We start from the raw sequence: 26,445 nt of genomic DNA, 5'->3' as shown, positions 1-26,445 counted from the left end.
CAGCACTGCGGATAGGCTGGGCGTGATGAGTCTGCGGTCCCTGGTCTACTCGGTGTACGAGCGGCGGCTCGCCCGCAAGTTGGTCGGCAAGCCGGTGCCGCGCCATGTCGGGGTCATGTGCGACGGCAACCGCCGCTGGGCCAGGGAGATGGGCTACGTCGACCCGAACGACGGCCACCGGGTCGGCGCCGCCCGGGTCAAGGAGCTGCTGGCCTGGTGCGACCAGGCCGGGATCGAGCACGTCACGCTGTACCTGCTGGCCACGGACAACCTGCAGCGTCCCGCCGCCGAACTCGACCCGCTGCTGAAGATCATCGAGGATCTGGCCACGGAGCTGGCCGAGGACGGCAACCCGTGGCGGCTGCGCATCGTCGGCGCCCTCGACGTGCTGCCCGGCGCCACCGCGACCGCGCTCAAGGCGGCCCAGGAGAGGACCCGCGACCGCACCGACGGCGTCGAGGTCAACATGGCGGTCGGGTACGGCGGCCGGCGCGAGATCGCCGACGCGGTCCGCTCGCTGCTGCACGAGAACGCCGCCGCCGGGCGCACCATCGAGGAGCTGGCCGAGATCCTCGACGTCGAGCACATCGCCGAGCACCTCTACACCCGCGGCCAGCCCGACCCCGACCTGGTCATCCGTACGAGCGGGGAGCAGCGCCTCTCCGGTTTCCTGCTGTGGCAGTCGGCGCACTCGGAGTTCTACTTCCATGACGCCAACTGGCCCGACTTCCGCCGCATCGACTTCCTGCGCGCCCTGCGCTCCTACGCGGGCCGCCAACGCCGCTACGGCGCCTGACCCCGCGCTCTCCTCAACCGCGGAAGGCGGGCAGGGCGTCGGTGAGGAAGCGGGCCACGGCCTCGGGAGACTCCAGCGTGAGGTCGGCGGCGCTGGACAGCTCGGCTCCGGTCTCCGGGTTCGCGACCGCGACACACATGCCGAAGAAGCCCGGATCGAGGGCCTCGCGGGCGCGTAGCGCGTCGAACGCCTTGACGTCCGACATGTCGTCACCGAAGTACCAGGCGCAGCCCGCGGTCAGCACCGCGTCGCTGATCACCATGCCCTTGTCCTGGTCCACCGGCGGCTTCAGCTCCACCACCATGCGGCCACGCTGGATCCGCAACCCGAGCCGCTCGGCCTGCTCGTGCCCCCAGCGCTCGACCTGGTCGGCGAGGTGCGGCGCGGTGCGGTAGTGCAGGGCCACCGAGAGCCGCTTGTACTCCACCAGGATCGCGTCGGGCAGCTCGGCCCGCGCCTGCTCGGCCAGGTCGGCCATCGCCGGGACCCACGGCAGCGCGGCCGGCTCGGTGACCACCTCACCCTCGTGCAGCACCTCCAGGCCGTACAGGCCGTACAGGTCGACGTGGGTCAGGCGGGCGAAGCGGGACTGCAGGAAGCTCACCGGGCGGGCGGAGACGATGGCCACCCGGGCGACCAGACCGGCGAGGGTTTCGAGTACGTCGAGTGCCTGCGGCACCGGATGCACGGCGTCCGGGTCGTCGGCGACCGGGGCGAGCACCCCGTCGAAGTCGAAGAAGAACGTGGTGTCCTTCGCTCGCGCGACGGTGAACTCCCACGCCTCGGCGGCACTCAGCGGGTGCGAAGGACGTGCTGACTCTGCCACGTGCGTCAGCCTACTCGCCGAACGTGTCGTTGCAGGACGCCGAATCGGCGTACCACGACGGCGTGATGGCCGTCACTCTCCGTACCGATGGTTCAAGGTCGGCTACCGGACGGCGAGGCCTGCGGCTTCGCTCTATCGCGCGTGACAGTTGATCAGCTAGCGTCTACGTATGGCACGGGGTTCTCCCGGGCCAGCCGGAGGCCCGGACCTGCGAACATGTTGCGCCACGGGGCCCGCATCCCGACCCCGTGTCCAAGCCGGGCGCCGGGACGTGGCGGACCGCGGGTGGGGTTCGGGTGCACGCCCGCCGGAGCAGGCCTGTGACATCTCGCCGTACTGACGCCGGGGCATCGCACGACCCGGCCGCCCACCCCTCCAGCAGCCTCTCCGCGGCGGGACGTCGTTCCCGTGACCGGCACGCCTCCGCGGAGCCCGCCCCGGCCGGCCGGGTGTTCGTTCTGGACACCTCGGTCCTGCTGTCCGATCCGGCGGCGTTCCGCCGGTTCACCGACCACGAGGTGGTCATCCCCCTGGTGGTGATCTCCGAGCTGGAGGGCAAGCGTCACCATCCCGAGCTGGGCTGGTTCGCCCGCCAGGCGTTGCGGATGCTGGACGAGCTGCGGATCAAGTTCGGCCGCCTCGACCAGCCGGTGCTCTGCAACGACGAGGGTGGCACGCTGCGGGTGGAGCTGAACCACGCCGACCCGGGCGCGCTGCCGCCCGGCTTCCGCAACGACTCCAACGACACCCGGATCCTGTCCGTGGCGCTGGGGCTGGCGGCGGAGGGTCGTGAGGTCACCCTGGTCAGCAAGGACATGCCGCTGCGGGTCAAGGCCGCCTCGGTCGGCCTGCTGGCCGACGAGTACCGGCACGGGCAGGCCAGCGATCCCACCTGGACCGGGATGAGCGACCTTACCCTCGCCGAGGACGAGGTGAGCCGCCTGTACGCGGGCGAGGCCCTGGTCCTGGAGGAGGCCGCCCACCTGCCGTGCCACACCGGCCTGGTGGTGCATTCCCCGCGCGGTTCCGCCCTGGCCCGGGTGACCTCCGACAAGTCGGTCCGGCTGGTCCGCGGCGACCGGGAGGCGTTCGGGATCCACGGCCGCTCCGCCGAGCAGCGCATCGCGCTGGACCTGCTGCTGGACGAGTCGATCGGGATCGTCTCGCTCGGTGGCCGCGCCGGTACGGGCAAGTCGGCGCTGGCCCTGTGCGCGGGCCTGGAAGCCACGATGGAACGTAACCGGCACAAGAAGGTCGTGGTGTTCCGCCCGCTGTACGCGGTCGGCGGCCAGGAGCTGGGCTACCTGCCGGGCAGCGAGTCGGAGAAGATGTCGCCCTGGGCGCAGGCGGTGTTCGACACCCTGGGCGCGGTGGTGCACGCCAACGTCATGGAGGAGGTGCTGGCGCGCGGCATGTTGGAGGTGCTGCCGCTGACCCACATCCGGGGCCGCAGCCTGCACGACGCGTTCGTCATCGTCGACGAGGCGCAGTCACTGGAGCGCAATGTGCTGCTGACGGTGCTGTCGCGGATCGGGCAGGGGTCGCGGGTGGTGCTGACCCACGACGTGGCTCAGCGTGACAACCTGCGCGTTGGTCGTCACGACGGGGTGACCGCGGTGATCGAGGCGCTCAAGGGCCACCCGATCTTCGCGCACGTCACACTGACCCGTTCCGAGCGCTCGCCTATCGCCGAGGTCGTCACGGACCTGCTGGAGGACATACCGCAGTAGGGGCCGGCGCGGTGGGATTTCGGCCTGATTTGCACCCATAAGCTGTGTGATCCATTTCACAACGGCGCGCCACTGTTTCACATCGACTTCACCGTGCGCGATGGTGTTCGGCGGGTACCACCGGATGGGTGCTCGTCGGACATCGACGCAGCTCACATCCCTTCGATCGAAGTAGGTCGAGGTCTCGGCCCTCCGGGGTCGCGGTGCTCACGGCGCGGACCGATGCCGGATTTCCGGCGAGGCCCGCGCCGCGTCATTGCCCCCGACGAAGGGATACTTCGTGAATCGGCTCTGGAGCCGGGTCGGTGTTCGTGTGGCCTCCGTGGGTCTGCTCGTTCTGGGCGTGATCGGCGGCGTCTATCTCGGGCAGGACCGGGCGACCCAGCAGCGCAGTGCCGAAGCGCAACTCGTCGTTCAGGCCGACGCGGACGAGCTGCAGCTGCTGAAGGAGCGACACGCCGAGCACGCGGCGGCCCGGGCGTGGCAGCGCCAGGCCGAGGACGACGCGGCCGCGAAGGCGGCGACCGAAGCCAAGGCCGCGGCCGACAAGGCGCGGTCGCTGGAGAAGAAGGCGATCGCCAAGGCCGAGGAGAAGAAGGCGGCGGAGGAGAAGTCCTCCGACTCCGGGGACACCGTGCCGTACCCCGGTGACATCCCGGCCTCCTGCGACGAGTTCAACGGCAACCGCGCCATCGGGTGCGCGCTGATGCTCGAGGCGGGCTTCAAGATCGATCAGTGGCCGTGCCTCGACAAGCTGTTCAAGCGCGAGAGCGGCTGGAACCACCACGCCGAGAACAAGAGCTCCGGTGCGTACGGCATCCCGCAGGCGCTGCCGGGCAGCAAGATGAAGTCCGAGGGCGCGGACTGGGAGGACAACCCGGCCACCCAGATCAAGTGGGGTCTCGGCTACATCGAGGGGCGCTACAAGACCCCATGTGGCGCCTGGAACCACTCGGAGAACGTCGGCTGGTACTGAGAATTTTCCGCGATGCGGGGGTATGCGTTCGGCGCGTACCCCCGCATTGCGTTCCGGGGATGATCAAATGACCGTATGGTCCGGAATGTCGTTTCCGTGATTCTGTGCGGCGCCCTCGTGGCGCCGCTGGCCGCGACCGGCGCGCCAGCCCACGCCGAACGTGGGTCGCCGCCGGTCCACGCGGTCGTCGGCGGCAAGCTCGCGCCGGACGGCTGGTTCCCCTGGATGGTCCGCCTCTCCATGGGCTGTGGCGGCGCGCTCACCGCGCCCCGCGTCGTGCTCACCGCCGGTCACTGCGTCGCCGGCACCGGGCCGGACACCAGCATCCGCGTCATCGCCGGCGTCGCCGACCTCAAGTCCCCCAACGCCATCGTCGCCCGGTCGGTCACGGTGATCCGCGCCACGGGTTTCCACGGGGAGGTGAACGGCGACGACTGGGCCGTCATCAAGCTCGATCGGGCGCTCAAACTGCCCGTCCTGCCGCTGAGCCGGGGCGGCGACGACGGCCCGCAGACCATCCTGGGCTGGGGCCAGACCGGCGAAACCAATCCGGTGCAGCAGCGCCGCCTCCGGTACGCCACCGTGTCGATCGTCGCGGACGCCACCTGCGCGGCCGCGTACCGGAAGGTGGGGGTCGACCTGGTCGCCGGCGAATCGATCTGCGCCAGCGCACCCGGCGTCGACACCTGCCAGGGCGACTCCGGCGGCCCCATGGTGCGGCGCACCGGGCGACACGGGTGGGTGCAGACCGGAATCGTGAGCTGGGGAGTGGGCTGCGCCCGCAAGGGCTATCCGGGCGTATACACGCAGGTGTCCACGTTCCAGGCGGCCATCCGCGCCGCCACCCGGCGGCTCGCCTAGCCCCAGGGCGGCACGCAGCGTGTTGGCGGGATAGCGAGCGCCTGGAACACTTGGACCCGTGAGTTACCTCGAGGAGCGCGAGGACGCGGCGGCGAAGTTCGGCACCGAGCCCTTCTACGCGTCGCTGGGCCGGGCGTTCGTCGCCATGTGCGCGCTGATCCCGTTCCTCTTCCTCGTCGAGGCCCTCGACATCGCGATCGGCCGGGGCCAGCTCGACGTGGCGGGCGGCATCATCCCGCACCGCGTCGACGGTCTCGACGGCGTCGTCTTCAGCCCGTTCCTGCACGCCAGCTGGGACCACCTGTACGGCAACGCCGTACCGCTCATCCTCGTCGGCACGTTCGTGCTGGCCGCCGGGACCAAGCGCTTCATCTGGTCGACGCTGCTGATCATGCTGGTCAGCGGCCTCGGGGTGTGGCTCATCGGCGACCCCGACAGCGTGGTGGTCGGCGCCAGCGGGGTCGTCTTCGGCTACCTCGGGCTGCTGTTCGCCCGCGGCTTCGTCGAGCGCAGCTGGTGGAACCTGGGCGTGGCCGCGTTCATCGGCCTGCTGTACTGGTACCAGCTCTACAACGTGCTCCCCACCGACCAGCCGATCTCCTGGCAGGGCCACCTGCTCGGCCTGATCGGCGGCGTGATCGCCGCGATCCTGTTCCGCCGCAAGCGGCCCCGTCCCGTCCCGGGCAGGTACGACCCGACCACCACCACGCTGACGGATCTCTGAGCGCCGCCGGGCGCGTCAGATCAGGGCGACGTCGCCCGAACCCGTCGGCACCGTCGGCAGGTGACCGTCGAAGTCGACCGCCGAGTACAACGACAGCTTCTCCAGCCGGTGGTACGAGTCGATCACCCGGATCGTGCCGCTCTTGCTCCGCATGACGATCGACTGCGTGTGCGCCCCGCCCGCCCGGTACCGCACGCCGCGCAGCAGGTCGCCGGAGGTCACCCCGGTCGCCACGAAGAAGCAGTTGTCGCCCGTGACCAGGTCGTCGGTGGTCAGGACCCGGTCCAGGTCGTGCCCGCCCGCGATCGCCTTCTCCCGTTCCGAGTCGTCCAGCGGCCACAGCTTCGCCTGGATCATGCCGCCCAGGCACTTCAGCGCGCACGCCGCGGTGATGCCCTCGGGGGTGCCGCCGATGCCCATGAGCACATCGACGTCCGACTCATGACGCGCCGCCGAGATCGCCCCGGCGATGTCGCCGTCGGAGATGAACTTGATCTGTGCGCCCGCGGCGCGGACCTCCGCGACCAGCTTCTCGTGCCGGGGCCGGTCGAGGATGCACACCGTCACGTCGGAGACGCTGGACCGCTTCGCCTTGGCGATCCGGCGCAGATTCTCCGCGGTGCCCGCGTTGATGTCGATCACGTCCGCGCAGTCCGGGCCGACCGCGATCTTCTCCATGTAGAAGACCGCGCTGGGGTCGAACATCGCGCCGCGCTCGGCAACGGCCAGCACCGCGACCGCGCCCGGCATCCCCTTGCTCATCAGCGTCGTCCCGTCGATCGGGTCGACCGCGACATCCACCTCGGGGCCCGTGCCGTCGCCGACCCGCTCGCCGTTGTACAGCATCGGCGCGTGGTCCTTCTCGCCCTCGCCGATCACCACGACGCCGCTCATCTGGATCGAGTTGATGAGCTTGCGCATGGCGTCGACGGCCGCGCCGTCGCCGCCTTCCTTGTCGCCGCGGCCCACCCAGCGCCCGGCCGCCATCGCGGCGGCCTCGGTGACGCGGACCAGGTCGAGGGCGATGTTCCGGTCGAGATCCTGCGGAACGCGGGCAACAGTCACGGCGGGGCCTCCTCGCGACACTGCGGGTGTGGGTTCACCGATCCTGTCATGGGCGGCTACGCAAAGTCCCGCCGCAGCGACTTGATTAACACCGGGTGGGGCCGGTGACCGTCGATCAGTCAGGATGGGTACGTGGAACCAGCCCGCCCCGCCGACGCCGCCCCGGAAACCGCCGCCGCTACCCCGGCGGCCGCCGCTGCCGGTGTTCCGGCTGGCGGCATCTCGCCGGCCGGTGTTCCGGCGGGCGGCGTCCCGGCCGGGCAGGCGGGCCGCGGCCGGGCCGAGCGGCCGCCCAGGGACATGGTCATCTCCCTGGCCGTCCTGCTGGTGCCGATCGCGCTGGTGCTGATCTTCTACCGCGTCGTACTCGACGGTGACGCCCCGCGGAGCATCGACCCCGGGCCCACCATCCAGCAGGCGCAGGCGGCCAGCGTGTTCCCGGTGGCCGAGCCGCGCGGGCTCGGCGACGACTGGCACGTGGCCAGCGCGACGTGGCGGCGCGAGGCCACCGGCGCGACCCTGCGGCTCGGGTACGTCGCCCCGGGCGACGCACCGGTCCAGCTGATCGAGAGCAGCGTGCCGGCGGAGACCCTGCTGCCGCGCGAACTCGGGCGCACCCTCGCCCCGCACGGCTTCTATCAGAACGCCGGGCGCGCCTGGCAGCGGTACGCGGCGGGCGCGGAGACCCAGGCCCTGGTGCTGCTGGAGAAGAACCGCTCGGTGATCGTGCTGGGTCAGGCGGACGTCCGGCAGCTGGAAAAGCTCGCCGCGTCCCTGTCCTGACTCACTCCTGCGCGCCTGTCCTGACTCACTCCTGCGCGCGGGCGGCCCGGGCGGCGTCGATGCGCTCGCGGGCTCCGTCGAGCCAGCGCTGGCACACGTCGGCCAACCGCTCGCCGCGTTCCCACAGCGCCAGCGCCTCCTCCAGCGAACTGCCGCCCTGCTCCAGGCGTTCCACCACCGACGCCAGCTCGGTGCGCGCCTGCTCGTAACTCAACGTCTCGTCGGTCACCCGGTCTCCCGTACGCTCGCCCGCAGCTCGCCGTCCGCGAGCCGTACCCGAAGAAGGTCGTCCGGGGCCACCTCGGTGGCCGCGCGGACGACGTGGCCGTCGGCGCGCTGCACGATCGCGTAGCCGCGCTGCAGCGTGGCCGCGGGCGACAGGGCGCGCAGCCGCGCGAGGGTGTGCCGCAGGTCGTCGTCGGCCCGGCGCAGCCGGTGGTCGACGCAGCGCCCGGCGCGGTCCCGGAGCGCGGCCACGTCGGCCGCGCGCTGATCGACCAGTGCCTCCGGGCGGGCCAGCGCGGGCCGCGAGCGCCACGCCTGCAGCCGCTGCGCCTCCCGGTCGAGCATCGTGCCGATCGCCCGGTCGAGGCGGTGCCGCGCGTGCTCGATGAGCCGGGTCTCCTCGGCCAGGTCCGGCACGACGCGTTTCGCGGCGTCGGTCGGGGTGGAGGCGCGCACGTCGGCGACGTAGTCGACCAGCGGCGCGTCCGTCTCGTGGCCGATCGCGCTGACGACCGGGGTCCGCGCGGCGAACACCGCCCGGCACAGCGCCTCGTCGGAGAACGGCAGCAGATCCTCCACGCCGCCGCCGCCCCGGGCCAGCACGATCACGTCGATCGTCGGGTCGTCGTCCAGCACGGCCAGCGCGTCGATGATCTGGGTGACCGCGGTCGGCCCCTGCACGGCCACGTTGACGACCCGGAAGTCCACCGACGGCCAGCGGCGCCGCGTGTTCATCAGCACGTCGCGCTCGGCGGCCGAGGCCCGGCCGGTGATCAGGCCGATCCGCCGGGGCAGGAACGGCAGGCGTCGCTTGCGCTCCCGGGCGAACAGGCCCTCGGCGGCCAGCAGCTTCTTGAGGCGTTCCAGCCGGGCCAGCAGCTCACCGAGGCCGACCTGGCGGATCTCGTCGGCGCGCAGGCTCAACGACCCCCGGGCCGGGTAGAACTCGGGCTTGGCATGCAGCGTCACCCGGGCGCCCTCGGCCAGCTCGGGCGCGCCCGCGTCCAGCACGTCGCGGTGCGTGGTGACGGTGAGGCTGAGGTCGGCCGAGGGGTCGCGCAGGGTCAGGAAGACCACGCTGGCGCCGGGGCGGCGGCTGATCTGGGCGACCTGCCCGTCCACCCACACCCAGCCCAGCTTGGCGACCCAGGCGCCGATCTTCTGGCTGACCACCCGGACCGGCCACGGCTCGTCCGCCGTGCTCTTGGGCTGCTCGGGCTGGGTCACCGGGTCAGCCTACGGAAGAGGTCCGACATCCTCGGTGGTGGCGCGGCCGCCGCCGGCCATGGCGGTGGCGCGCGCGGCCATCGTCCGGCGCACGGCCACGGCGGCACCGGCCGCCAGCAGCCCCACGTACGACCAGACGAGCAGGTTCGCCGCCAGCGCCAGCACGTCGACCTGCCAGGACTGGACGCCGGCCACCCGCTCGGCGGTCGTCAGATCATCCGCGATCGCGCCCCGGCTCAGCCACCGGTACGGCCAGCCCCGGGTCGTCAGGTACGCGTACGCGCCGAACGCCTGCGACGTCGAGACGGCGATCCCGGCCACCGTCCCGGCCAGCCCGGTGGCCGCCGCGGCGATCGCGGTGGCCGCCACGGGCAGCCGGGTCCGGTGCGGCATCAGCAGCACGAGACCGCCCACCGCCAGCACCGCACCGACCGTGACGTCGAGGACCGGCTCCGGCCCGTGCAGGTTCAGCAGCACCCAGGTGAGGCCGCCGACCAGGGTGCACGCCCCGACCAGTACGGGAACCACGGCGGCGATCCGGAGCCACAGGCGCTGTCGCATCGCACGAGTATGCCCCGAACGATCATCAAAGTGCGGCGCGGGCGGGTGCCCCCGGGCCACCCCCGCCCGCCCGAGTGGGCCGGGAAACCCTCGGCGTGATCGACCGTGTGCTCCCGGTCAGCATGCGGGTGCCAGACGGGTGTGGTGGGGGTCGCAGCGGGGGCGCCGGCTGGTGCGGCCACGTACCATGGCCGGGTGACCGAGACCCGTAAGCGCGTGCTCCTGGCCAGGCCGAGGGGGTACTGCGCGGGCGTCGACCGCGCGGTGCAGACCGTCGAGGAGGCGCTGAAGCTGTACGGCGCGCCGGTCTACGTCCGCAAGCAGATCGTGCACAACAAGCACGTGGTCAGCACGCTGGAGGCCCGCGGCGCGATCTTCGTGGAGGAGAACGAGGAGGTCCCCGAGGGCTCGATCGTGGTCTTCTCCGCGCACGGCGTCGCCCCCGAGGTGCACGAGCAGGCCAAGGCCCGCAACCTCAAGGCGATCGACGCGACCTGCCCGCTGGTCACCAAGGTCCACCACGAGGCCAAGCGGTACGCGGCGGAGGACTACGACATCCTGCTGATCGGCCACGAGGGTCACGAGGAGGTCATCGGCACCGCCGGTGAGGCTCCCGCGCACATCCAGCTCGTAGACGGCCCGGACGGGGTCGACAAGGTCACCGTGCGGGACCCGGAGAAGGTGGTCTGGCTGTCGCAGACCACGCTGTCGGTGGACGAGACGATGGAGACCGTGGCCCGGCTCAAGACCCGGCTGCCGCTGCTGCAGTCCCCGCCCAGCGACGACATCTGCTACGCCACGCAGAACCGCCAGCACGTGGTCAAGGAGATCGCCCCGTCCTGCGACGTGGTGATCGTGGTCGGCTCGACGAACTCGTCGAACTCCGTCCGCCTCGTCGAGGTGGCCCTGGACGCCGGTGCCCGCGCCGGTCACCTGGTCGACTACGCCTCGGAGATCCGCGACGAGTGGCTGGAGGGCGCCACCACGGTCGGTGTCTCGTCCGGCGCCAGCGTCCCGGAGGACCTGGTCATGGAGGTGCTCGCGCACCTGGCGGAGCGCGGCTTCGGCGAGGTCACCGAGTACACCACCGCCGAGGAGCGGCTCACCTTCTCGCTGCCGCAGGAGCTGCGCCGCGACATGAAGGCCGCCGCCGCGCGCGGTTAGAACTCGTCGACCAGCTCCGGTGCCTGGGGCTGGCGCGGGGTCACCTCCACCTGCGCGGGCGTGGTCAGCTGCTCGTCGCTCACCCCCAGCTCGGCCAGCTTGCGGGCGCTGACCAGCACCCGCGACTCCAGCGACCCCACCGCCCGGTTGTAGGCGGTCACCGCCCCGCCCAGCGCACCGCCGAGCCGCCCCACGTGCTCGCCGAGCGTGGCCAGCCGCCCGTACAGCTCGCGGGCCAGCTCGTGGACCACGACGGCGTTGCGGGCCAGCGCCTCCTGCCGCCACGAGTACGCCACCGTGCGCAGCAGCGCGACCAGCGTCGCCGGGGTGGCCAGCACGACGTCGCGGGCGAACGCGTGCTCCAGCAGCGCCGGGTCGCGTTGCAGCGCGGCGTCCAGGAACGGGTCCGCGGGCACGAACAGCACCACGAACTCGGGCGTCTGCGGGAACGCCGTCCAGTACGCCTTGGCCGCCAGCGCGTCCACATGGGCGCGCAGGTGGCGGGCGTGCCGGTCGAGGTGGCCGTCGCGGGTCCGCTCGTCGCGGGACTCCATTGCGGACAGGTACGCGTCGAACGGCGCCTTCGCGTCCACCACCACGCTGCGCCCGCCGTGCAGCCGCACCACCAGGTCGGGGCGCACGCCCTGCTGATCCGTGACGGCGGTGACCTGCTCGGCGAAGTCGCAGTGCTCCAGCAGCCCCGCCGCCTCCACGATGCGGCGCAGCTGATGCTCGCCCCAGCGTCCCCGCACCTGCGGTGCCCGCAGCGCCGCCACCAGCTGCTTGGTCTCGGTGCGCAGCTCACCGGAGACCGCGCCCATCGAGCGGACCTGCTCGCGCAGTTCCGCGTACGCGTCGACGCGGTCGCGTTCCAGCTCGCCGATGCGCTGTTCGTAGCGGCGCAGCGCGTCGTGCAGCGGGGCCACGGCGCGGGCCACGGCCTCCTGCGACTGGGCGGTGGCCTCGTAGGACAGCGCCCGCATCGACTGCTCCAGGCGCTGCTCGCCGGCCCGGCCGGCCTCGACGGTGGCCTCCAGGCGGGCGATGTCGGCGGCGGCGCGCAGCCGGGCGGCCAGCCAGCCCAGCGCGGCACCCACCCCCAGACAGACGATCACCACGGCCACGGTCGAGACGGTCACGCCTGGAGCTTGCCAGAGGGGTACGACGGGACAGGCGAGGGTAGCTTGGAGACATGAAGGTGTTTCTGCTGGTGATAGTGGTTCTGCTGCTCATCGCCGTCGTTGTCGCGTGGCGGCACGGCTCCGTGGCCCGCGAGCAGCAGCGCCTCGCCGACGCCCGGGCGGAAGCCCAACGCTGGTACGAGCGCCTCGGCGGCCAGGTGATGAACCTGCACGGCGACGACCCGGCGGCCCGGCAGGCGCTGGCCGACGCGGGGGAGCGCTACAACGCCGCGGGCGGCCAGCTCCAGCAGGCCACCTCGGTACGGCAGTTCGAGCTGGCCCGCGAGAGCGCCCTGGAGGGCCTGGCATACGTGCGGGCCGCCCGGATGGCCATGGGCCTGGACCCGGGCCCTGAACTGCCGGCGCTGGCCGGGGCGGCGGGTGCCGGGCAGTTGACCTCGCAGCGCGAGGTCACCGTGCAGGGCCAGCACTACAAGGCGGGGCCGCAGCCGGCTCCGGACATGCCGTACTACTACCCGGGTGGGCAGGTGCAGGGCCGTCCCGTGCCGGCCGGCTGGTACTCGACCCCGGTGTGGAAGACCGCGCTCGGCGCGGGCGCCGGGGTGCTCGGCGGCATGCTGATCTTCGACGCGCTGTTCTCGCCCGGGTTCGGGGACATGGGCTACCAGGAGGGCTTCGCGGACGGCTTCGCCGCGGGCGACAACGACATCAGCGGCAACGATGCGAGCGGCGCCGGGGACTTCGGCGGCGGCGACTGGGGCGGGGACTTCGGCGGCGGGGACTTCGGCGGCGGGGACTTCGGCGGCGGGGACTTCTGAGCGAACGCCGGACGGCGTTCGCGGCCGTCACGACGCCTGGGGCTGACCGACCAGGCGCCGGTCGAGTTCGCGGCGCAGCGCCCGGGGGCCGGGCCACACCTGGGTCAGGTCGGCGGTGAAGGTGGCGCCTTCCGGACCGTCGCGCAGCGTGGGCCCGCCCGGCCCCTCGCCCGCGACCGGATGCACCCGGTCCAGGTCCACCGGCGTCACGTCGAGCACGGTGCGCAGCCCGCTGCGGCGTACCGAAACGGCGGCGATGTCGTCCCAGGCCAGCAGCACCGGATCGCTGCCCTGGGCGGCCAGCTCCATGCCGCCCGCCGAGATGCGGACCCACGTGGTCAGGGCCGCCCGGGCGCACACCGTGTAGCCGCCCGCGACCAGCACCGCGATCACCGCCCCCTGAGCGAGCGTCGACCACCACGGGTCGCGGTCGCCCCCGGCCACGGCGTCGAGCACGAGCGCGGCCACGACGTACGTGAGCGTCAGGGCGGCGAACAGGGTGACGAACGTCCGCGCGGGCGACGAACGGAACAGCACCGCGTCCCTGGCCGGGGCCTCGACCTGCTCGGGCTCGGTCGCCATGCCTTCCATACTGCCGCGACGGTCCCGGCCGCGGAGGCGGATGCGCCGGACGCGGCCGCGTCCGGCGCATCCGTTTCAGAACGCGCAGGCGATGACCAGTTCCGGCGTACGGTCGGGCAACCGGTCCAGCTTGCCGATCTTCCCGGCCGCCTTCAGGTCGCCCTCGATGCGCGCCAGCCGGTCCAGCATCGCGGCCGGCCCGAGCGCCTCGGCCAGCGGCACCTCCGCCTTCATGGACAGCTTGCGGTCACTCTTGGCGCGGCGGATCTGACGCAGCGCCTCCCCGGCCAGGTCCAGCAGATCCGCGTCGCCCTCGGGCGCGACCCGGGTCAGCTCGTACGTGGTGGGCCAGGTCGAGGTGTGCACCGAGCCGTACCGCCACCACGACCACACCTCCTCGGTGACGTACGGCAGGAACGGCGCGAACAGCCGCAGCTGCACGGACAGCCCCGCCGCCAGCGCCGCCCGGGCGGAGTCGGCGGCCGGGCCGTGGCCGTACGCGCGATCCTTGACCAGCTCGATGTAGTCGTCGCAGAACGTCCAGAAGAACCCCTCGGCCGCCTGCAACGCGTCGGTGTGCTGGTACGCGTCGAGTGCCGCGGTCACCTCGCCGGTCACCGCGGCCAGCCGGGCCAGCACGGCCCGGTCCAGTTCCGCGGTGACCGGGCGGCGCAGGGCGTCCGCCGCGCCCAGGCCGAGCGCGAACTTCGACGCGTTGAGCAGCTTGGTGGCCAGCCGCCGCCCGACCTTGATCTGGGCGGGGTCGAACGCCAGATCCGTGCCGGGCCGCCCGTTGGCCGCCCAGTACCGGACCGCGTCGGAGCCGCTCTGCTCCAGCAGGCCCATCGGCGTGACCACGTTGCCCTTGGACTTCGACATCTTCTTGCGGTCCGGGTCGAGGATCCAGCCGGAGAGCACCGCGGTGTGCCAGGGCAGGGTGCCGGTGGACAGGTGGGCCCGCACCACCGAGGAGAACAGCCAGGTGCGGATGATCTCCTGGCCCTGCGGGCGCAGGTCCATCGGGTACGTCCGCCGGTGCAGATCCTCGTCGACACTCCAGCCGGTGACGATCTGCGGGGTCAGCGACGAGGTGGCCCACGTGTCCATGACGTCCGGGTCGGCGGTGAAGCCGCCCGGGACGTCACGCTGGCCGGGCTCGAAACCGGGCGGACAGTCCGAAGACGGGTCAACCGGCAGCGACGAATCGTCCGGTATGAGAAGCTGCTGGTAGTCCGGCTCGCCAGCGTCGTCGAGCCGGTACCACACGGGGATCGGCACGCCGAAGAACCGCTGCCGGCTGATCAGCCAGTCGCCGGTCAGCCCGTTCACCCAGTGCTCGTAGCGGTGCGCCATGTGCTGCGGAATCCAGCGCAGCGCGCGGCCCTGCGCCAGCAACTGCTCGCGCAGGTGCTGGTCGCGCCCGCCGTTGCGGATGAACCACTGGCGGCTCGTGACGATCTCCAGAGGCGCGTCCCCGTTCTCGTAGAACTTCACGGGATGGGTGACCGGCCGCGGCTCGCCGACGAGATCGCCGGACTCCTGCAGCAGTCGGACGATCTCCCGGCGGGCCGCGGGCACCGTCAGCCCCGCGAACCCCTCGTACGCCACCTGCGGGACCCCGGGCGGGCGCTCCGCCACGAACCGGCCGTCGCGGCCGATCACCACGCGCGTGTTCAGTTGCAGGTCACGCCACCAGATGACGTCGGTCAGGTCGCCGAACGTGCACACCATCGCGATGCCCGTGCCCTTGTCCGGCGCGGCCATGGCGTGCGCGTGCACCGGCACCTCGACGTCGAAGAACGGGCTGCGCACCGTACGGCCGACCAGCGCGGCGTACCGATCGTCGGTGGGGTGGCAGACCAGCGCGACGCAGGCCGCCAGCAGCTCCGGCCGGGTCGTGTCCACCTCGACCGGCCCGTCCGGCCCGTGGAAGCGCAGCCGGTGGAACGCGCCGGGCCGCTCCCGGTCCTCCAACTCGGCCTGCGCGACCGCGGTCTGGAAGCCCACGTCCCACAGCGTCGGCGCCTCCGCCGTGTACGCCTCGTCGCGCGCCAGATTCTGCAGGAACGCCCGCTGCGAGATCGCCCGCGCGGTGTCCCCGATCGTCGTGTACGTCATGGACCAGTCGACGGACAGCCCGAGGCGCCGCCACAGCGCCTCGAACGCCTGCTCGTCCTCGGCGGTGAGCCGCTCACACAACTCCACGAAGTTCAGCCGCGAGATCGGCACCGGCGGCTTCGGCGCGGTCGCCGGCGGCTGCCACCCCGGCTCGTACGGCAGCGCCGGGTCGCAGCGCACGCCGTACACGTTCTGCACCCGGCGTTCGGTGGGCAGCCCGTTGTCGTCCCAGCCCATCGGGTAGAAGACGGTCTTGCCGCGCATCCGCTGGAACCGCGCGATCGTGTCGGTGTGGGTGTACGAGAAGACGTGCCCCATGTGCAGCTCGCCGGATACGGTCGGCGGAGGGGTGTCGATCGCGTATACGTCCGAGCGCTCCTTCGAGCGGTCGAACGCGTACGTGCCCTCCTCCTGCCAGCGGCGCGCCCACTTCTCCTCGAGGCCGTCCAGCGACGGTCGCTCGGGCAGACCGGCGCGCGCGGTCTTTCCCGTATCGGTCATGGGCCGATGCTACGGCCGCGCGCGCCCGCCGTACCTTCATTAATGCCGTTCGTGCTCCAGCAGCCAGGCCTTCACGTCGAGGCCCCAGCGGTAGCCGCCGAGCGTGCCGTCGATGCGCAGCACCCGATGGCACGGCACGAACAGGGCGACCGGGTTGCGCGCGCAGGCCGCCGCCGCGGCCCGTACCGCGGCGGGCCGCCCGGCCAGCTCCGCGAACTGCGTGTACGTCACCGGAGCACCCGGCTTGATCTCCCGCATGACCTGCCACGCATGGGCCATGAACGCGCCGCCGGTGCGCTGCTCGACCGGCACCTCGTCGAGCGCGGCCAGGTCACCGTCCAGATAGCACCGGACCGCGGCACTCACCGCGCCGAGGTCGGCGACGGGCCGCGTTTCTCCGGCCAGTTCCGGGTGTACGAGGCGCAGCAGTCCACCCACGTCCGTGGTGAATCCGGCGGCGCGGACCGCACCGCCGTCGCTCACCACCGCGGTGAACGCTCCGGCGGGGGTGTCCATCGTGCTGTGTCGCATCATGCGGACCTCCAGAGTCGCATCAGGGCATAGGAGCGCCAGGGCCGCCAGCTCTGTGCGTGTGCGGCCAGGGCGGTGGGGGAGTCGGGGAGGCCGAGCGCGCGGGCGCCGCGCCGGGCCGCCACGTCGGTGGGGAGGAAGACGTCCGGGTCGCCGATCGCCCGCATCGTCACGTAGCCCGCTGTCCAGGCGCCGACGCCGGGCAGCGCGGTGAGCCGGTCGGTGGCCGCGTCCCGGTCGGCGCCGGGGTCGAGATCCAGCTCGCCGCCGGCCACCGCGCGGGCGAGCGCCCGGATGCTCTCGCGCCGCGCCGCCGGCATCCGGAACGCGTCATCCGGCAGCTCGGCCACGACCGCGGCCCCGGGAAAGGCCCGCAAACGCCTCTCATGATCGCCGTCGTTGGCGTCGTTGGCGTCGTTGGCGTCGTTGGCGTCGTGGGGGCCGCCAGCCCCTGGCCGCTCGCGCAGCCGCTGGCCCGCCGGCGGGCGCGCGTCGTGGGCGTCGTCGGCGTCGGCGGGCTCGGCGGTGGTGTGCGACAGAAGGTGGGCGAGGGTGGTGCGGGCCGAGCGGACGCTGACCTGCTGGCCCACGATGGCGCGGACCGCCAGCTCGAAGCCGTCCACCGCGCGGGGCACCCGGACCCCCGGCTCCGCCTCGACCCCCGGCCGCAGCGCCGGGTCGGCGGCCAGTGTGGTGTCCACCGCCACCGGGTCGGCGTCCAGGTCGAGCAGGCGACGGCAGCGGGCCACGGCCGGTGCGAGGTCACGTACGTCGGCCAGCGTGAGCGTGGCCGAGATCCACCGGTCGGCCGGGGTCAGCGCGACCGTGGCGACCCCGTGCGGCAGGCTCAAGCCCCGCCGGTACGTCCGGCCGTCGCACTCCTCCACCCCCGGCAGTGCCCGGGCGGCGAGGAAGCTGACCAGCGCCTCCGCGTGCAGCGGAGCCCGGTACGCCAGCCGTACCGTGATCGTGCCCGCCCCGGCGAGCGTGGCCGGGCGGCGCGATCGCAGCGCGCTGGGTGGCTGGGCGTACACCTCCTGGATCGTGTCGTTGAACTGGCGCACGCTGCCGAAGCCCGCCGCGAACGCGATGTCCGCCAGGCCCAGCTCGGTGGTCTCGATGAGGATGCGGGCGGTCTGCGCGCGCTGCGCCCGGGCCAGGGCGAGCGGGCCGGCGCCCAGCTCGGCGGTGATCATCCGGTGCAGGTGGCGCTCGGTGTATCCGAGGCGGCCGGCCAACCCCGGCACACCCTCGCGGTCGACGACGCCGTCGGAGATGAGGCGCATCGCCCGGCCCACCACGTCGGCGCGCACGTCCCACTCCGGTGACCCGGGGGCGGCGTCGGGACGGCAGCGGCGGCAGGCGCGGAAGCCGTTGCGCTGGGCGGCGGCGGCACTGGGGTAGAACGCGACGTTTGCCCGTTTCGGGGTGAGGGCGGGGCAGGACGGCCGGCAGTAGATGCCGGTCGTCTTGACCGCGGTGTAGAACCAGCCGTCGAACCGCTGATCGCGGCTGTCGACGGCCCGGTAACACCGCTCGAAATCCAACTCCATGCCGTCGAGTCTGCCCTGCGTGCCGCCCGCCCGGCTGGCGGCTTTCGGACATGGCATCGCCGGACCACGCGGCCCGCCCGTCGGCGGCATCGCAGTGCCGCCCGGTCCGCCCGCTGGCGGCAGTGCCGCCCGGTCCGCCCGCTGGCGGCAGTGCCGCCCGGTCCGCCCGCTGCGGCAGCGCCGCCCGGCCAGCCCGTCGGCGGCATCGCGGCACCGCCCGCCCTCCCGCTGGGCGGACTGGCCGGCACGTTGAAGGGTTTGGGTCAGCTCCTCACCCGATGTCACCAAGATCGCTCTTACGTCAGTGCGGATCAGGCCACCTGGTCGAGGAAGTGGAGGAGTCGCTCGGTCAGCAGGGCGGCGGCGTCGGGGTCGAAGTCCGGCAGGCTGGAGTCGGTGAACAGGTGCCGGTCGCCGGCGTAGAGGAACAGCTCGGCGTCCGAAGTGGACGCCACCAGTGCCCGGGCCGCGTCGACGTCGCCCTCACCGGCGAAGAAGGGATCCGCGTCCATGCCGTGAATCCGCACCGGAACCCCGGCGGGCCAGTCGCCGCCGAACTCGGCCGGGGGCACGCAGGCGTGGCACAGCACCGCGCCACGGGCGCCCGGACGGGTCTGGGCCAGCGCCTGGGCGGGTAGCACGCCGAGCGAGAAGCCCACGTACACCAGATCGGGGCGCAGGGGCTCGGCGGCCCGGCGGCCGCGCTCGATGATCTCACCGAAGCCGATGTCGCCCGCGTGGGCGACGCCGTCGTCGAGCGTGTCGAAGACCCGCCCCGCGTACAGATCCGGCAGGTGGACGGTGTGGCCCGCGCGACGCAGGCCGTCGGCGAAGTCGCGCATGCCCGGCGTCAGGCCCTGGGCGTGGTGGAACAGCAGGAGCTCGGTCATGTCGCCGATGATGCCGGGCTGGGCCGACAATTTCGGTGCCCGTTGGCGTACCTGTGGATTGTGTCAACCTGTGTTGACATCGGGGGTCGCGCCGGGTGCCTGCCAACTCCGCGCGTTCCGCAGCGCAACGGTCAGTAGACTGGCCGGTCGTGAGCCTCACCATCGGAATCGTCGGCCTGCCCAACGTCGGCAAGAGCACCCTGTTCAACGCCCTGACCAAGAACGACGTGCTCGCCGCGAACTACCCGTTCGCCACGATCGAGCCCAACGTCGGCGTGGTCGGGCTGCCCGACGACAGGCTCCAGCAGCTCGCCGGCCTGTTCGGCAGCGAGAAGATCCTCCCCGCGCCGGTGAGCTTCGTCGACATCGCGGGTCTGGTCCGCGGTGCGTCCAAGGGTCAGGGCCGTGGCAACGCGTTCCTCGCCAACATCCGCGACGCGTCCGCGATCTGCCAGGTGGTGCGCGCGTTCTCCGACCCGAACGTGCTGCACGTCGACGGCAAGGTGTCCCCGGCCGACGACATCGAGACGATCAACACCGAGCTGCTCCTCGCCGACCTGCAGACCCTGGAGAAGGCGCTGCCCCGGCTGCAGAAGGAGGCCAAGCTCAAGAAGGACCGCGCTCCCGTGGTCGCCGCCGCCGAGGCCGCGGCGAAGCTGCTCGACGAGGGCGTGACGCTCTACCAGGGCGCCGCGGGCGCGGGCATCGACCTCGGCCTCCTGGCCGAGCTGCACCTGCTCACCACCAAGCCGTTTCTGTACGTCTTCAACGTCGACGAGGCGGAGCTCGGCAACGCGGCGTTCCTCGACGAGCTGCGCGCGCTCGTGGCGCCGGCCGAGGCGGTCTTCATGGACGCGAAGATCGAGTCGGAGCTGATCGACCTGCCGGAGGACGAGGCGCTGGAGCTGCTCCAATCCACCGGTCAGACCGAGCCGGGCCTGCACCAGCTCATCCGCGTGGGGTTCGCGACGCTGGGTCTGCAGACGTACCTGACGGCCGGGCCGAAGGAGGCGCGGGCCTGGGTGATTCCGGTGGGTGCCACCGCGCCGGAGGCGGCGGGCGTCATCCACAGCGACTTCCAGCGCGGCTTCATCAAGGCCGAGATCGTCAGCTTCGACGACCTGATGGCGGCCGGTTCGATGGGGGCGGCCAAGGCCGCGGGCAAGGTACGGATGGAAGGCAAGGACTACGTCATGCGCGACGGCGACGTAGTCGAGTTCCGATTTAACGTGTGACGTTATTGACGTGCCGCGTTATACTTAGCCGGTGATCCGATCCTTCGGGAACCGGGAGACCGAGCGGCTGTGGCGACGTGAGCATGTGCGGTCTCTCGACTCCCGGGTTCTTCGGACTGCGCTGAGGAAACTCGTGCTCCTCGATGCTGCGGTTACCCTCGTCGACCTTCGTGTTCCGCCGGGCAACCGGCTGGAGGCGCTCAGTGGCGATCGAAAGGGCCAGCACAGCATCCGGATCAACGACCAGTGGCGGATCTGCTTCGTCTGGACCGAAACTGGTCCGGAAGACGTGGAAATCGTGGACTACCACTAGGGAGGTGAAACGAGATGAGCAAGCTGGCCCCGATTCACCCCGGCGAGGTGCTGATGGAGGATTTCATCGCACCGCTCGGGATCACTCAGCACAAGGTTGCTGTGGCCATCGGGGTGCCGCCCCGGCGGATCAATGAGATCGTCCACGGCAAGCGGCGTGTCACCGCCGACACGGCCCTCCGCCTGGCGCGCTACTTCGGAACGACCGACCTCTTCTGGATCAATCTGCAGAACCGGTACGACCTCGAGATTGAGAAGGACGCGCTCGGCGACATCCTCGACAGCATCCGGCCTCTCCAGTCGGCCTAAGAGCGCCGCCGCACCCGATGTCCGGCTCAACCTTTGGCGGACATCGGCGCCTGCCCACATCCCCAAGCCGATGAGCAGATCCGTGTCGACTTCCAGAGCGACGAACATCAAGGCCGAGATCGTCAGCTTCGACGACCGGATGGCGGCCGGTTCGATGGCGGCGGCCAAGGCCGCGGGCAAGGTACGGATGGAAGGCAAGGACTACGTCATGCGCGACGGCGACGTAGTCGAGTTCCGATCTAATGTCTGATTCCGGTTCAACGTCTACCGCATCGGATCAGCGCCAACGGTTGGGGCAGCTGTGGTAACACCGTGGTATGGTCGACGAATGGCGAGGACGAAGAAGGTCACGATCACGCTGCCGGTGGAGTTGCTGGAAAGCATGAAGACGCACACCGACAACGTCTCCGGCTACCTCACCGAGCTGGCCGAGCGCGCCGAGCGGCGCAGACTCCTCCGGGAGGAGTTGGATCGCTACCAAGGCGAGTTCGGGCCGTTCACTGACAAGGAGATGGCCGAGGCTCGGTCGCTCCTGCACGGGGCTGAGGAGACTGGGCGCGCGGCGTGAGCCTCGAGTCGCTGGTGCTCGACTCGCAAGGCTTCTCCGGATGGATTGACCGCGATCGCAAGGTAATGCGACTGCTGGAGCAGGCGGAGCGGGACGGGACCGATCTGGCCATGTCGGCCGCCACGATCATCGAGATTTCCCACTCCGGCGTGGATACCGCCCGGCTGAGCTGGCTGCTGTCTCAGATTCGAGTGGAGGCGGTGACGAAGGAAAGTGCCCGCCGTAGTGCAGCGCTGTTGAAGGCGGCTGGGCTGCATGGGCACAAATACGCCATCGATGCCATGGTCGCCGAGGTGGCGCTACGATTACCTGCGCCGGTGGCAGTTCTGACATCCGATGTCGACGACATGGTCAAGCTGTGCGGGCAGCGCGTCCGGACCATCGGGCTGTAGCGATCTTCTCGATGATGGCGGGAGCGTCCAAGCTGTTGATCGGGGACGTCATCCGGTCGAGTTCCGATTCAACGTGTGACGTTGTTGCGGCGCAAACACCGGCGGACGTCGGCGCCTGGCTCAGGTCTTGCGGCCGGGCACCAGCCCATCCAAGTCGATCTTTATCGCGAACGGCGTCGTGGTGCGCAGTTCGTGGCGGTGGATCGCGGTCGCCACGTACGACCGGGTGGGTCCGTCGAGTTCGTAGGCGTGGACCACCGGGGAGCCATCCTCGTCCTCGATGCGCCAGTAGTTCGCGATACCGGCTTCCGCGTACTTGCGCAGCTTGACGTTGCGGTCGCGATGCGCCGACTCCGGCGAGACCACCTCCACGACCAGCAGAGTCTCTTCAGGCGTGTAGAAAGTGCGGGACGGATCGAAAGGTGCCTTGGTGGCTAGGAGATCAGGCTCCGGCCGATTCCATTGGTCGAGTCGGATCGTGATTTCCCGGTCGACCTCGATGCCTGCCGGGGCCTGGTCCGTCAGGGAGTTCACCAGCGCGGTGATCATGCGGGCGTGCCAGACCCGCTGGGGAGACATCATGAAGACGAGGGCTCCATCGATCAGTTCGGTGTGGCGCGGCGCCTCGGCGAGACTGTCGAGGTCCTCGGCGTACCAGCCCTCGGGGCGAGGCGGACGCATCCACTCGGGCACCGCAGTCATGCGGTCACCGTAGCATTCGGTAACGGCTGTCCAGTTCTGCTGCGGCACCTACGATCGGGACGTGAACGGGTCGGTCGAACCTGGTGTCATACTGCGGGTTCTTGCCTCACAGGACGCCGCCGTCATCGCCGGATGGGCTGTGGATCCACAGTTCTGCCGGGAGGCGGAATGGACTTCGGGCCTGCCGGCTCACGAGGACGAGCGCTTTCAGCGCGGGCTCATCGAGACGCCACCGAAGGACCTCATTCGCCTCGGTGCCTGCGCGGGTGACGATCTCGTCGGCTATGTCGACTTCCAGGGCGGCGAACCCGCTCGGCGCGAGCTCGGCGTTGTCATCGGCGTACGCAAGCTCTGGGGTCGCGGACTCGGGCTCAGCGCGGCGGCTGCGGGGCTTCGGTACGGCTTCGTCGAACTACGGCTCCAGGAAATCTGGGCGGAGGCGCTTGAGGAGGGTGTGTCGTGTCGAAGCGTCGACGCGTGGAGACGATGCCGCCGCGCGAGGTGCCCGGCTATGCCGAGGCGTTTGCGGCCGGGCGCATCCGCCAGGTGCCCGCCACCCCGCCGCGCCTCGCTGTGTTCCCCACCGCCCGGGCCGTGTTGCAGACCCACATCGCAGTGGCGGTGATCGGCATCCTGGCTATGGTCATGATTGCCAAGATCATTGGTTGGCTCACAGGTGAAGGTGCCGTGTTCGGGGTTGCGATGGGCCTGCTCTCCACGCTGGCGTTCGTCATGTACTTCCGGCGCGGAACCCGGATCGGCGAGCGGCTGATCGCCGAGTTCCGGCATGGCTACTGCACGTTCGAGCTGTCCCTGGGTGGCTTCTGGATCGGCGGCCACGGCAACTGGGGAGAGATGGGGCCGGGCTGGGACTTCCGGAGCCTCTGGCTGCTCGACGGTTCGACCGGGGCGGTGAAACGCAGTCCCGTGCCCGGTGGTGATCCCCCAGGCATGTATCCGTCCCCGCATCGCCCAGGGCAGTGGGAACTGTGGACCGGCTCGCAGTGGTACGGCATCTACGAGAGCCCCCCGGACGACGGCCCCGTCCAAACCGCATGACGCGGGATTCACGGGGTCCAGCGGAGGAAGCGGTCGAACAGCTCCTCGGCCGGGCTGGGTGACAGGTTTCCGACGGCCACCTCCAGCCTCGTCCACATGTTGATCCTGAGCGCGGTCGGGGCAATTCGGCGGTCAGATTCTTCCGCGCCGGATCACACGGCCAGGGCTTGCCGCAGGCCCGGCAATCCCAGCTGGGACGTTCCTCGATGTGCTCGGCCACTCGGGCCCACTCTCCCGGTCGGCGATGGAAGGGAGAGGACGGACACCGGCGTCGCAGGCAGCAGCATCCGCCACCTCAGGCGATACAGTACACATGTCCACGCGCTTAGCGCATATTGATCGCACACATACGAGCCTATGGACTATGCGGGTGTGCGGTCGCGCATAGCGTTTGACCTGTGAAGAGAGTTCGGTTGATGGGCACGGCCGAGATCGGCGCACGCCTCGGCGTCACCCGATCGCGAGCCCACGCCATCACCCGTGACCGGGACTTCCCGGAGCCCTACCAGGTACTCACGATGGGCTCGGTGTGGGATGCCGAGGACGTCGAGCGGTGGATCCGTGAGCACCGCCCCGCGTTGGCCGAGGAGCCCGAGGGGGAGTAGCGAGCCGAGACGGCCGTCGCCTCCAACGCTTGACGCAGAGCGCCTGCGCACGGTCGCTCTTAGGCACAATGTGGATTTCCGTCTGCTGCATCGATGGGCATGACGGCGTAGCGTCGTCCGCACGGCTTCAGCACGGCACCGACTCCCGTGGAGGACGCCATGGCCGCCGTCGCGCCTCGCCCGGTCCAGCCACACCCCGTCCGGCCGTGGCCCGATCCCGTGCGGCGCACGCCCCGGGGTTCCGCGTTCGCCGCCACGCTCCGCACGACCGACGCGAAGCAGATCGGCATCTTGTACCTGACCACGTCGTTCGGGTTCTTCGTGGTGGGCGGATTCATGGCGCTGCTGATGCGCGCCGAACTGGCCCGCCCCGGGATGCAGTTGCTCTCCCCGGAGCAGTACAACCAGCTCTTCACCATGCACGGCACGATCATGCTGCTGTTCTTCGCGACCCCGATCGTGTTCGCCTTCGCGAACTTCGTCGTGCCGTTGCAGATCGGGGCACCCGACGTGGCGTTTCCCCGGCTCAACGCGTTCGCGTACTGGCTGTACCTGTTCGGGGGTCTCATCGCGCTCGGCGGGTTCGTCACGCCGGGCGGCGCGGCGGATTTCGGCTGGACCGCGTACACGCCGTTGAGCGACGGGATGAGCTCGCCCGGAGTGGGCGGCAACATGTGGGTGATGGGCGTGGCCCTGTCCGGCCTGGGCACGATCCTCGGCGCCGTCAACATGATCACCACGATCCTGACGTTGCGCGCACCGGGCATGACGATGTTCCGCATGCCGATCTTCACGTGGAACATCCTGGTCACCAGCCTGTTGGTGGTGCTGGTGTTCCCGTTCCTGGCTGCCACGTTGTTCGCGCTGGCCGCCGATCGCATCCTCGGCGCCCACGTGTACGACCCGGCGACCGGCGGCCCGCTGTTGTGGCAGCACCTCTTCTGGTTCTTCGGCCACCCCGAGGTGTACATCGTGGCCTTGCCGTTCTTCGGCATCATCACCGAGGTCATCCCGGTGTTCAGCCGCAAGCCGTTGTTCGGCTACAAGGGTCTGGTGGCGGCCACGCTGCTCATCGGCGGCCTGTCGATGAGCGTGTGGGCCCACCACATGTTCGCCACCGGCCAGGTGCTGCTGCCGTTCTTCAGTTTCCTCAGCTTCCTCATCGCGGTCCCGACCGGCATGAAGTTCTTCGTCTGGATCGGCACGATGTGGCGCGGCCAGATCAGCTTCGAGACGCCGATGCTGTTCGCGCTCGGGTTCATGGTGACGTTCCTGCTGGGCGGGCTGACCGGGGTGCTGCTGGCGTCGCCGCCGATCGACTTCCACGTCCATGACACGTACTTCGTCGTGGCGCACTTCCATTACGTACTGTTCGGCACGATCGTGTTCGCGGTGTTCGCCGGGGTCTACTTCTGGTTTCCGAAGATGTTCGGGCGGATGCTCGACGACCGGCTGGGCAAGGTGCATTTCTGGCTGACGTTCCTCGGGTTCCACACCACGTTCCTGGTGCAGCACTGGCTGGGCGCCGAGGGCATGCCCCGCCGGTACGCGGACTATCTGCCCGGCGACGGCTTCACCGTGCTCAACATGGTCTCGACCATCGGCTCGTTCGTGCTCGGCGCCGCCACCCTGCCGTTCCTCTACAACGTGTGGAAGTCCTACCGGTTCGGCCGGATCGTGACCGTTGCCGACCCGTGGGGTCACGGCAATTCGCTGGAGTGGGCGACCGCGTCGCCGCCGCCGCTGCGCAACTTCGACCGCATGCCGCGCATCCGTTCGGAACGCCCGGCGTTCGACGCGAAGTTTCCGGAACTGGCCGCCGGTGGGCAGTCGGCGGCCGGCCCGCCGGAGGGCGGCGCGAAGCCGCTCACCGGCGAGTCGGACGGCGGTGCCCGGTACCCCGAAGATCACGGGACCACCGAGTGATCACGATGTCGACCATGATCTCGCAGTCGTAGCTGAGTGTCGGTGCCGCGCTGTCCGCCCCGCCGCCGGGCGGCGCGACCATCCTCGCTTATCGGACAAAAAAGGATAAATGTGACGAACGGACGGCGGCCGGTATTCGAGATGTCGGTCAGCGATGTCGGATGTGCGTCCGCGACCTCCGCAAGTCAGCCTTTCGAGTGCCGTAATCACGGTGTCGTTCACCTTTTCTACAAGCACAATGTTTTGGTGCTTAACCAGACATCT

At 70.8% G+C, this 26,445-nt stretch carries 28 protein-coding genes and 2 pseudogenes; 18 read left to right on the top strand and 12 right to left on the bottom strand.

The window, feature by feature from the left end:
* Positions 1 to 25 precede the first annotated feature (25 nt).
* A complete protein-coding gene (locus EV385_RS09855; RefSeq protein WP_130509197.1) occupies positions 26 to 796 on the top strand; it encodes an isoprenyl transferase in 771 nt (256 codons plus the stop codon).
* 13 nt (positions 797 to 809) lie between these two features.
* Here EV385_RS09855 and otsB read toward each other — a convergent pair whose 3' ends face one another.
* Complete coding sequence (gene otsB / locus EV385_RS09850) at positions 810 to 1,622, bottom strand: trehalose-phosphatase (RefSeq protein ID WP_130509196.1); 813 nt, start codon at positions 1,620 to 1,622, stop codon at positions 810 to 812.
* 320 nt (positions 1,623 to 1,942) lie between these two features.
* Between otsB and EV385_RS09845 the strand changes: the two genes are divergently transcribed.
* The 4 genes from EV385_RS09845 to EV385_RS09830 all read left to right on the top strand — a co-directional run bounded on the left by EV385_RS09845 (position 1,943) and on the right by EV385_RS09830 (position 5,913).
* Positions 1,943 to 3,352, top strand: a complete 1,410-nt coding sequence (locus tag EV385_RS09845) for an RNA 5'-3' helicase PhoH2 (protein ID WP_130509195.1) — start codon at positions 1,943 to 1,945, stop codon at positions 3,350 to 3,352.
* 280 nt (positions 3,353 to 3,632) lie between these two features.
* Complete coding sequence (locus EV385_RS09840; RefSeq protein ID WP_130509194.1) at positions 3,633 to 4,328, top strand: aggregation-promoting factor C-terminal-like domain-containing protein; 696 nt, start codon at positions 3,633 to 3,635, stop codon at positions 4,326 to 4,328.
* Between the two features lie 96 nt (positions 4,329 to 4,424).
* Complete coding sequence (locus EV385_RS09835; RefSeq protein ID WP_242624803.1) at positions 4,425 to 5,189, top strand: S1 family peptidase; 765 nt, start codon at positions 4,425 to 4,427, stop codon at positions 5,187 to 5,189.
* Positions 5,190 to 5,247: 58 nt separating this feature from the next.
* The gene (locus EV385_RS09830) at positions 5,248 to 5,913 is read left to right on the top strand and encodes a rhomboid family intramembrane serine protease (RefSeq protein ID WP_130509192.1); all 666 of its coding nucleotides are present in this window, start codon (positions 5,248 to 5,250) and stop codon (positions 5,911 to 5,913) included.
* Between the two features lie 15 nt (positions 5,914 to 5,928).
* Here EV385_RS09830 and glpX read toward each other — a convergent pair whose 3' ends face one another.
* Complete coding sequence (gene glpX / locus EV385_RS09825; protein ID WP_130509191.1) at positions 5,929 to 6,978, bottom strand: class II fructose-bisphosphatase; 1,050 nt, start codon at positions 6,976 to 6,978, stop codon at positions 5,929 to 5,931.
* Between the two features lie 132 nt (positions 6,979 to 7,110).
* Between glpX and EV385_RS09820 the strand changes: the two genes are divergently transcribed.
* The gene (locus EV385_RS09820) at positions 7,111 to 7,761 is read left to right on the top strand and encodes a DUF4245 domain-containing protein (protein ID WP_130509190.1); all 651 of its coding nucleotides are present in this window, start codon (positions 7,111 to 7,113) and stop codon (positions 7,759 to 7,761) included.
* Positions 7,762 to 7,786: 25 nt separating this feature from the next.
* Here the strand turns inward: EV385_RS09820 and EV385_RS09815 are convergent, their stop codons facing one another.
* Genes EV385_RS09815 through EV385_RS09805 form a run of 3 tightly spaced genes read right to left on the bottom strand, consistent with a single transcriptional unit; the run spans position 7,787 to position 9,774 of the window.
* Positions 7,787 to 7,990, bottom strand: coding sequence for an exodeoxyribonuclease VII small subunit (locus EV385_RS09815; protein ID WP_130509189.1), 204 nt, complete (start codon positions 7,988 to 7,990; stop codon positions 7,787 to 7,789).
* The gene (gene xseA, locus EV385_RS09810) at positions 7,987 to 9,213 is read right to left on the bottom strand and encodes an exodeoxyribonuclease VII large subunit (protein ID WP_130509188.1); all 1,227 of its coding nucleotides are present in this window, start codon (positions 9,211 to 9,213) and stop codon (positions 7,987 to 7,989) included. Before xseA ends, EV385_RS09815 begins: the two co-directional genes overlap by 4 nt.
* Positions 9,214 to 9,222: 9 nt before the next feature.
* The gene (locus EV385_RS09805; RefSeq protein WP_130509187.1) at positions 9,223 to 9,774 is read right to left on the bottom strand and encodes a hypothetical protein; all 552 of its coding nucleotides are present in this window, start codon (positions 9,772 to 9,774) and stop codon (positions 9,223 to 9,225) included.
* A gap of 195 nt (positions 9,775 to 9,969) precedes the next feature.
* On the opposite strand from EV385_RS09805, the gene EV385_RS09800 reads away from it, so the two are divergent.
* Positions 9,970 to 10,938: a 4-hydroxy-3-methylbut-2-enyl diphosphate reductase gene (locus tag EV385_RS09800; protein ID WP_130509186.1), complete on the top strand. Its 969-nt coding sequence runs from the start codon at positions 9,970 to 9,972 to the stop codon at positions 10,936 to 10,938.
* Here EV385_RS09800 and EV385_RS09795 read toward each other — a convergent pair.
* Complete coding sequence (locus tag EV385_RS09795; protein ID WP_130509185.1) at positions 10,935 to 12,077, bottom strand: DNA recombination protein RmuC; 1,143 nt, start codon at positions 12,075 to 12,077, stop codon at positions 10,935 to 10,937. The two genes, EV385_RS09800 and EV385_RS09795, sit on opposite strands and share 4 nt — an antisense overlap.
* Before the next feature lie 53 nt (positions 12,078 to 12,130).
* Between EV385_RS09795 and EV385_RS09790 the strand changes: the two genes are divergently transcribed.
* Complete coding sequence (locus EV385_RS09790) at positions 12,131 to 12,898, top strand: hypothetical protein (RefSeq protein ID WP_130509184.1); 768 nt, start codon at positions 12,131 to 12,133, stop codon at positions 12,896 to 12,898.
* Positions 12,899 to 12,925: 27 nt separating this feature from the next.
* Here EV385_RS09790 and EV385_RS09785 read toward each other — a convergent pair whose 3' ends face one another.
* From EV385_RS09785 to EV385_RS09765, 5 genes are all read right to left on the bottom strand, one after another.
* A complete protein-coding gene (locus EV385_RS09785; protein ID WP_130509183.1) occupies positions 12,926 to 13,480 on the bottom strand; it encodes a hypothetical protein in 555 nt (184 codons plus the stop codon).
* A 75-nt stretch (positions 13,481 to 13,555) separates the two neighbouring features.
* Entirely contained in the window at positions 13,556 to 16,099 is a 2,544-nt protein-coding gene (gene valS, locus EV385_RS09780; RefSeq protein WP_130509182.1) for a valine--tRNA ligase, read from the bottom strand.
* Between the two features lie 39 nt (positions 16,100 to 16,138).
* Positions 16,139 to 16,633 (bottom strand): methylated-DNA--[protein]-cysteine S-methyltransferase, encoded by a 495-nt coding sequence (locus tag EV385_RS09775; protein ID WP_130509181.1) that lies wholly within the window; start codon positions 16,631 to 16,633, stop codon positions 16,139 to 16,141.
* Positions 16,630 to 18,183, bottom strand: coding sequence for a DNA-3-methyladenine glycosylase 2 family protein (locus EV385_RS09770; protein WP_130509180.1), 1,554 nt, complete (start codon positions 18,181 to 18,183; stop codon positions 16,630 to 16,632). Before EV385_RS09770 ends, EV385_RS09775 begins: the two co-directional genes overlap by 4 nt.
* 311 nt (positions 18,184 to 18,494) lie before the next feature.
* Positions 18,495 to 19,073 carry a dienelactone hydrolase family protein gene (locus tag EV385_RS09765; protein ID WP_130509179.1) on the bottom strand — a complete coding sequence of 193 codons (579 nt, stop codon included), beginning with the start codon at positions 19,071 to 19,073 and terminating at the stop codon, positions 18,495 to 18,497.
* Between the two features lie 149 nt (positions 19,074 to 19,222).
* Between EV385_RS09765 and ychF the strand changes: the two genes are divergently transcribed.
* The 6 genes and pseudogenes from ychF (at position 19,223) to EV385_RS09735 (ending at position 21,889) form a co-directional block, all read left to right on the top strand.
* Entirely contained in the window at positions 19,223 to 20,308 is a 1,086-nt protein-coding gene (gene ychF / locus EV385_RS09760; RefSeq protein WP_130509178.1) for a redox-regulated ATPase YchF, read from the top strand.
* Positions 20,309 to 20,339: 31 nt separating this feature from the next.
* Positions 20,340 to 20,621, top strand: a complete 282-nt coding sequence (locus tag EV385_RS09755; protein WP_130509177.1) for a type II toxin-antitoxin system RelE/ParE family toxin — start codon at positions 20,340 to 20,342, stop codon at positions 20,619 to 20,621.
* Between the two features lie 14 nt (positions 20,622 to 20,635).
* The gene (locus EV385_RS09750; protein WP_130509176.1) at positions 20,636 to 20,929 is read left to right on the top strand and encodes a HigA family addiction module antitoxin; all 294 of its coding nucleotides are present in this window, start codon (positions 20,636 to 20,638) and stop codon (positions 20,927 to 20,929) included.
* Between the two features lie 103 nt (positions 20,930 to 21,032).
* Positions 21,033 to 21,179: pseudogene (locus tag EV385_RS09745) on the top strand (DUF933 domain-containing protein); the annotation flags it as partial.
* A gap of 78 nt (positions 21,180 to 21,257) precedes the next feature.
* On the top strand, positions 21,258 to 21,497 hold the full coding sequence (locus EV385_RS09740) for a hypothetical protein (protein WP_130509175.1): 240 nt from the start codon (positions 21,258 to 21,260) through the stop codon (positions 21,495 to 21,497).
* Complete coding sequence (locus EV385_RS09735; protein ID WP_130509174.1) at positions 21,494 to 21,889, top strand: PIN domain-containing protein; 396 nt, start codon at positions 21,494 to 21,496, stop codon at positions 21,887 to 21,889. The genes EV385_RS09740 and EV385_RS09735 overlap by 4 nt, the downstream gene beginning before the upstream one ends.
* Positions 21,890 to 22,009: 120 nt before the next feature.
* Here EV385_RS09735 and EV385_RS09730 read toward each other — a convergent pair whose 3' ends face one another.
* On the bottom strand, positions 22,010 to 22,591 hold the full coding sequence (locus tag EV385_RS09730) for a Uma2 family endonuclease (protein WP_130509173.1): 582 nt from the start codon (positions 22,589 to 22,591) through the stop codon (positions 22,010 to 22,012).
* A 61-nt stretch (positions 22,592 to 22,652) separates the two neighbouring features.
* Here EV385_RS09730 and EV385_RS36085 point away from each other — a divergent pair.
* From EV385_RS36085 to ctaD, 4 genes and pseudogenes are all read left to right on the top strand, one after another.
* Positions 22,653 to 23,030 (top strand): annotated as a pseudogene (locus EV385_RS36085) (GNAT family N-acetyltransferase); the annotation flags it as partial.
* A 38-nt stretch (positions 23,031 to 23,068) separates the two neighbouring features.
* The gene (locus EV385_RS09720; RefSeq protein ID WP_242624802.1) at positions 23,069 to 23,650 is read left to right on the top strand and encodes a hypothetical protein; all 582 of its coding nucleotides are present in this window, start codon (positions 23,069 to 23,071) and stop codon (positions 23,648 to 23,650) included.
* 398 nt (positions 23,651 to 24,048) lie between these two features.
* Positions 24,049 to 24,255 carry a helix-turn-helix transcriptional regulator gene (locus tag EV385_RS09710; RefSeq protein WP_341273929.1) on the top strand — a complete coding sequence of 69 codons (207 nt, stop codon included), beginning with the start codon at positions 24,049 to 24,051 and terminating at the stop codon, positions 24,253 to 24,255.
* A 159-nt stretch (positions 24,256 to 24,414) separates the two neighbouring features.
* Positions 24,415 to 26,181: an aa3-type cytochrome oxidase subunit I gene (gene ctaD, locus EV385_RS09705; RefSeq protein WP_130509170.1), complete on the top strand. Its 1,767-nt coding sequence runs from the start codon at positions 24,415 to 24,417 to the stop codon at positions 26,179 to 26,181.
* Positions 26,182 to 26,445: the final 264 nt, after the last annotated feature.

It is taken from the genome of Krasilnikovia cinnamomea, from assembly GCF_004217545.1.
In the GTDB taxonomy this organism is placed as follows: domain Bacteria; phylum Actinomycetota; class Actinomycetes; order Mycobacteriales; family Micromonosporaceae; genus Actinoplanes; species Actinoplanes cinnamomeus.
This window is presented reverse-complemented; position numbering and strand designations above follow the sequence as displayed.

Bases quoted from the DNA above. Each gene is read 5' to 3' on its own strand.
- EV385_RS09855 (WP_130509197.1), top strand. From the start codon at position 26: ATGAGTCTGCGGTCCCTGGTCTACTCGGTGTACGAGCGGCGGCTCGCC.
- EV385_RS09805 (WP_130509187.1), bottom strand. From the start codon at position 9,774: ATGCGACAGCGCCTGTGGCTCCGGATCGCCGCCGTGGTTCCCGTACTG.
- EV385_RS09790 (WP_130509184.1), top strand. From the start codon at position 12,131: ATGAAGGTGTTTCTGCTGGTGATAGTGGTTCTGCTGCTCATCGCCGTC.
- EV385_RS09785 (WP_130509183.1), bottom strand. From the start codon at position 13,480: ATGGCGACCGAGCCCGAGCAGGTCGAGGCCCCGGCCAGGGACGCGGTG.
- valS (WP_130509182.1), bottom strand. From the start codon at position 16,099: ATGACCGATACGGGAAAGACCGCGCGCGCCGGTCTGCCCGAGCGACCG.
- EV385_RS09775 (WP_130509181.1), bottom strand. From the start codon at position 16,633: ATGATGCGACACAGCACGATGGACACCCCCGCCGGAGCGTTCACCGCG.
- EV385_RS09770 (WP_130509180.1), bottom strand. From the start codon at position 18,183: ATGGAGTTGGATTTCGAGCGGTGTTACCGGGCCGTCGACAGCCGCGAT.
- EV385_RS09765 (WP_130509179.1), bottom strand. From the start codon at position 19,073: ATGACCGAGCTCCTGCTGTTCCACCACGCCCAGGGCCTGACGCCGGGC.
- EV385_RS09750 (WP_130509176.1), top strand. From the start codon at position 20,636: ATGAGCAAGCTGGCCCCGATTCACCCCGGCGAGGTGCTGATGGAGGAT.
- EV385_RS09740 (WP_130509175.1), top strand. From the start codon at position 21,258: ATGGCGAGGACGAAGAAGGTCACGATCACGCTGCCGGTGGAGTTGCTG.
- EV385_RS09730 (WP_130509173.1), bottom strand. From the start codon at position 22,591: ATGACTGCGGTGCCCGAGTGGATGCGTCCGCCTCGCCCCGAGGGCTGG.
- ctaD (WP_130509170.1), top strand. From the start codon at position 24,415: ATGGCCGCCGTCGCGCCTCGCCCGGTCCAGCCACACCCCGTCCGGCCG.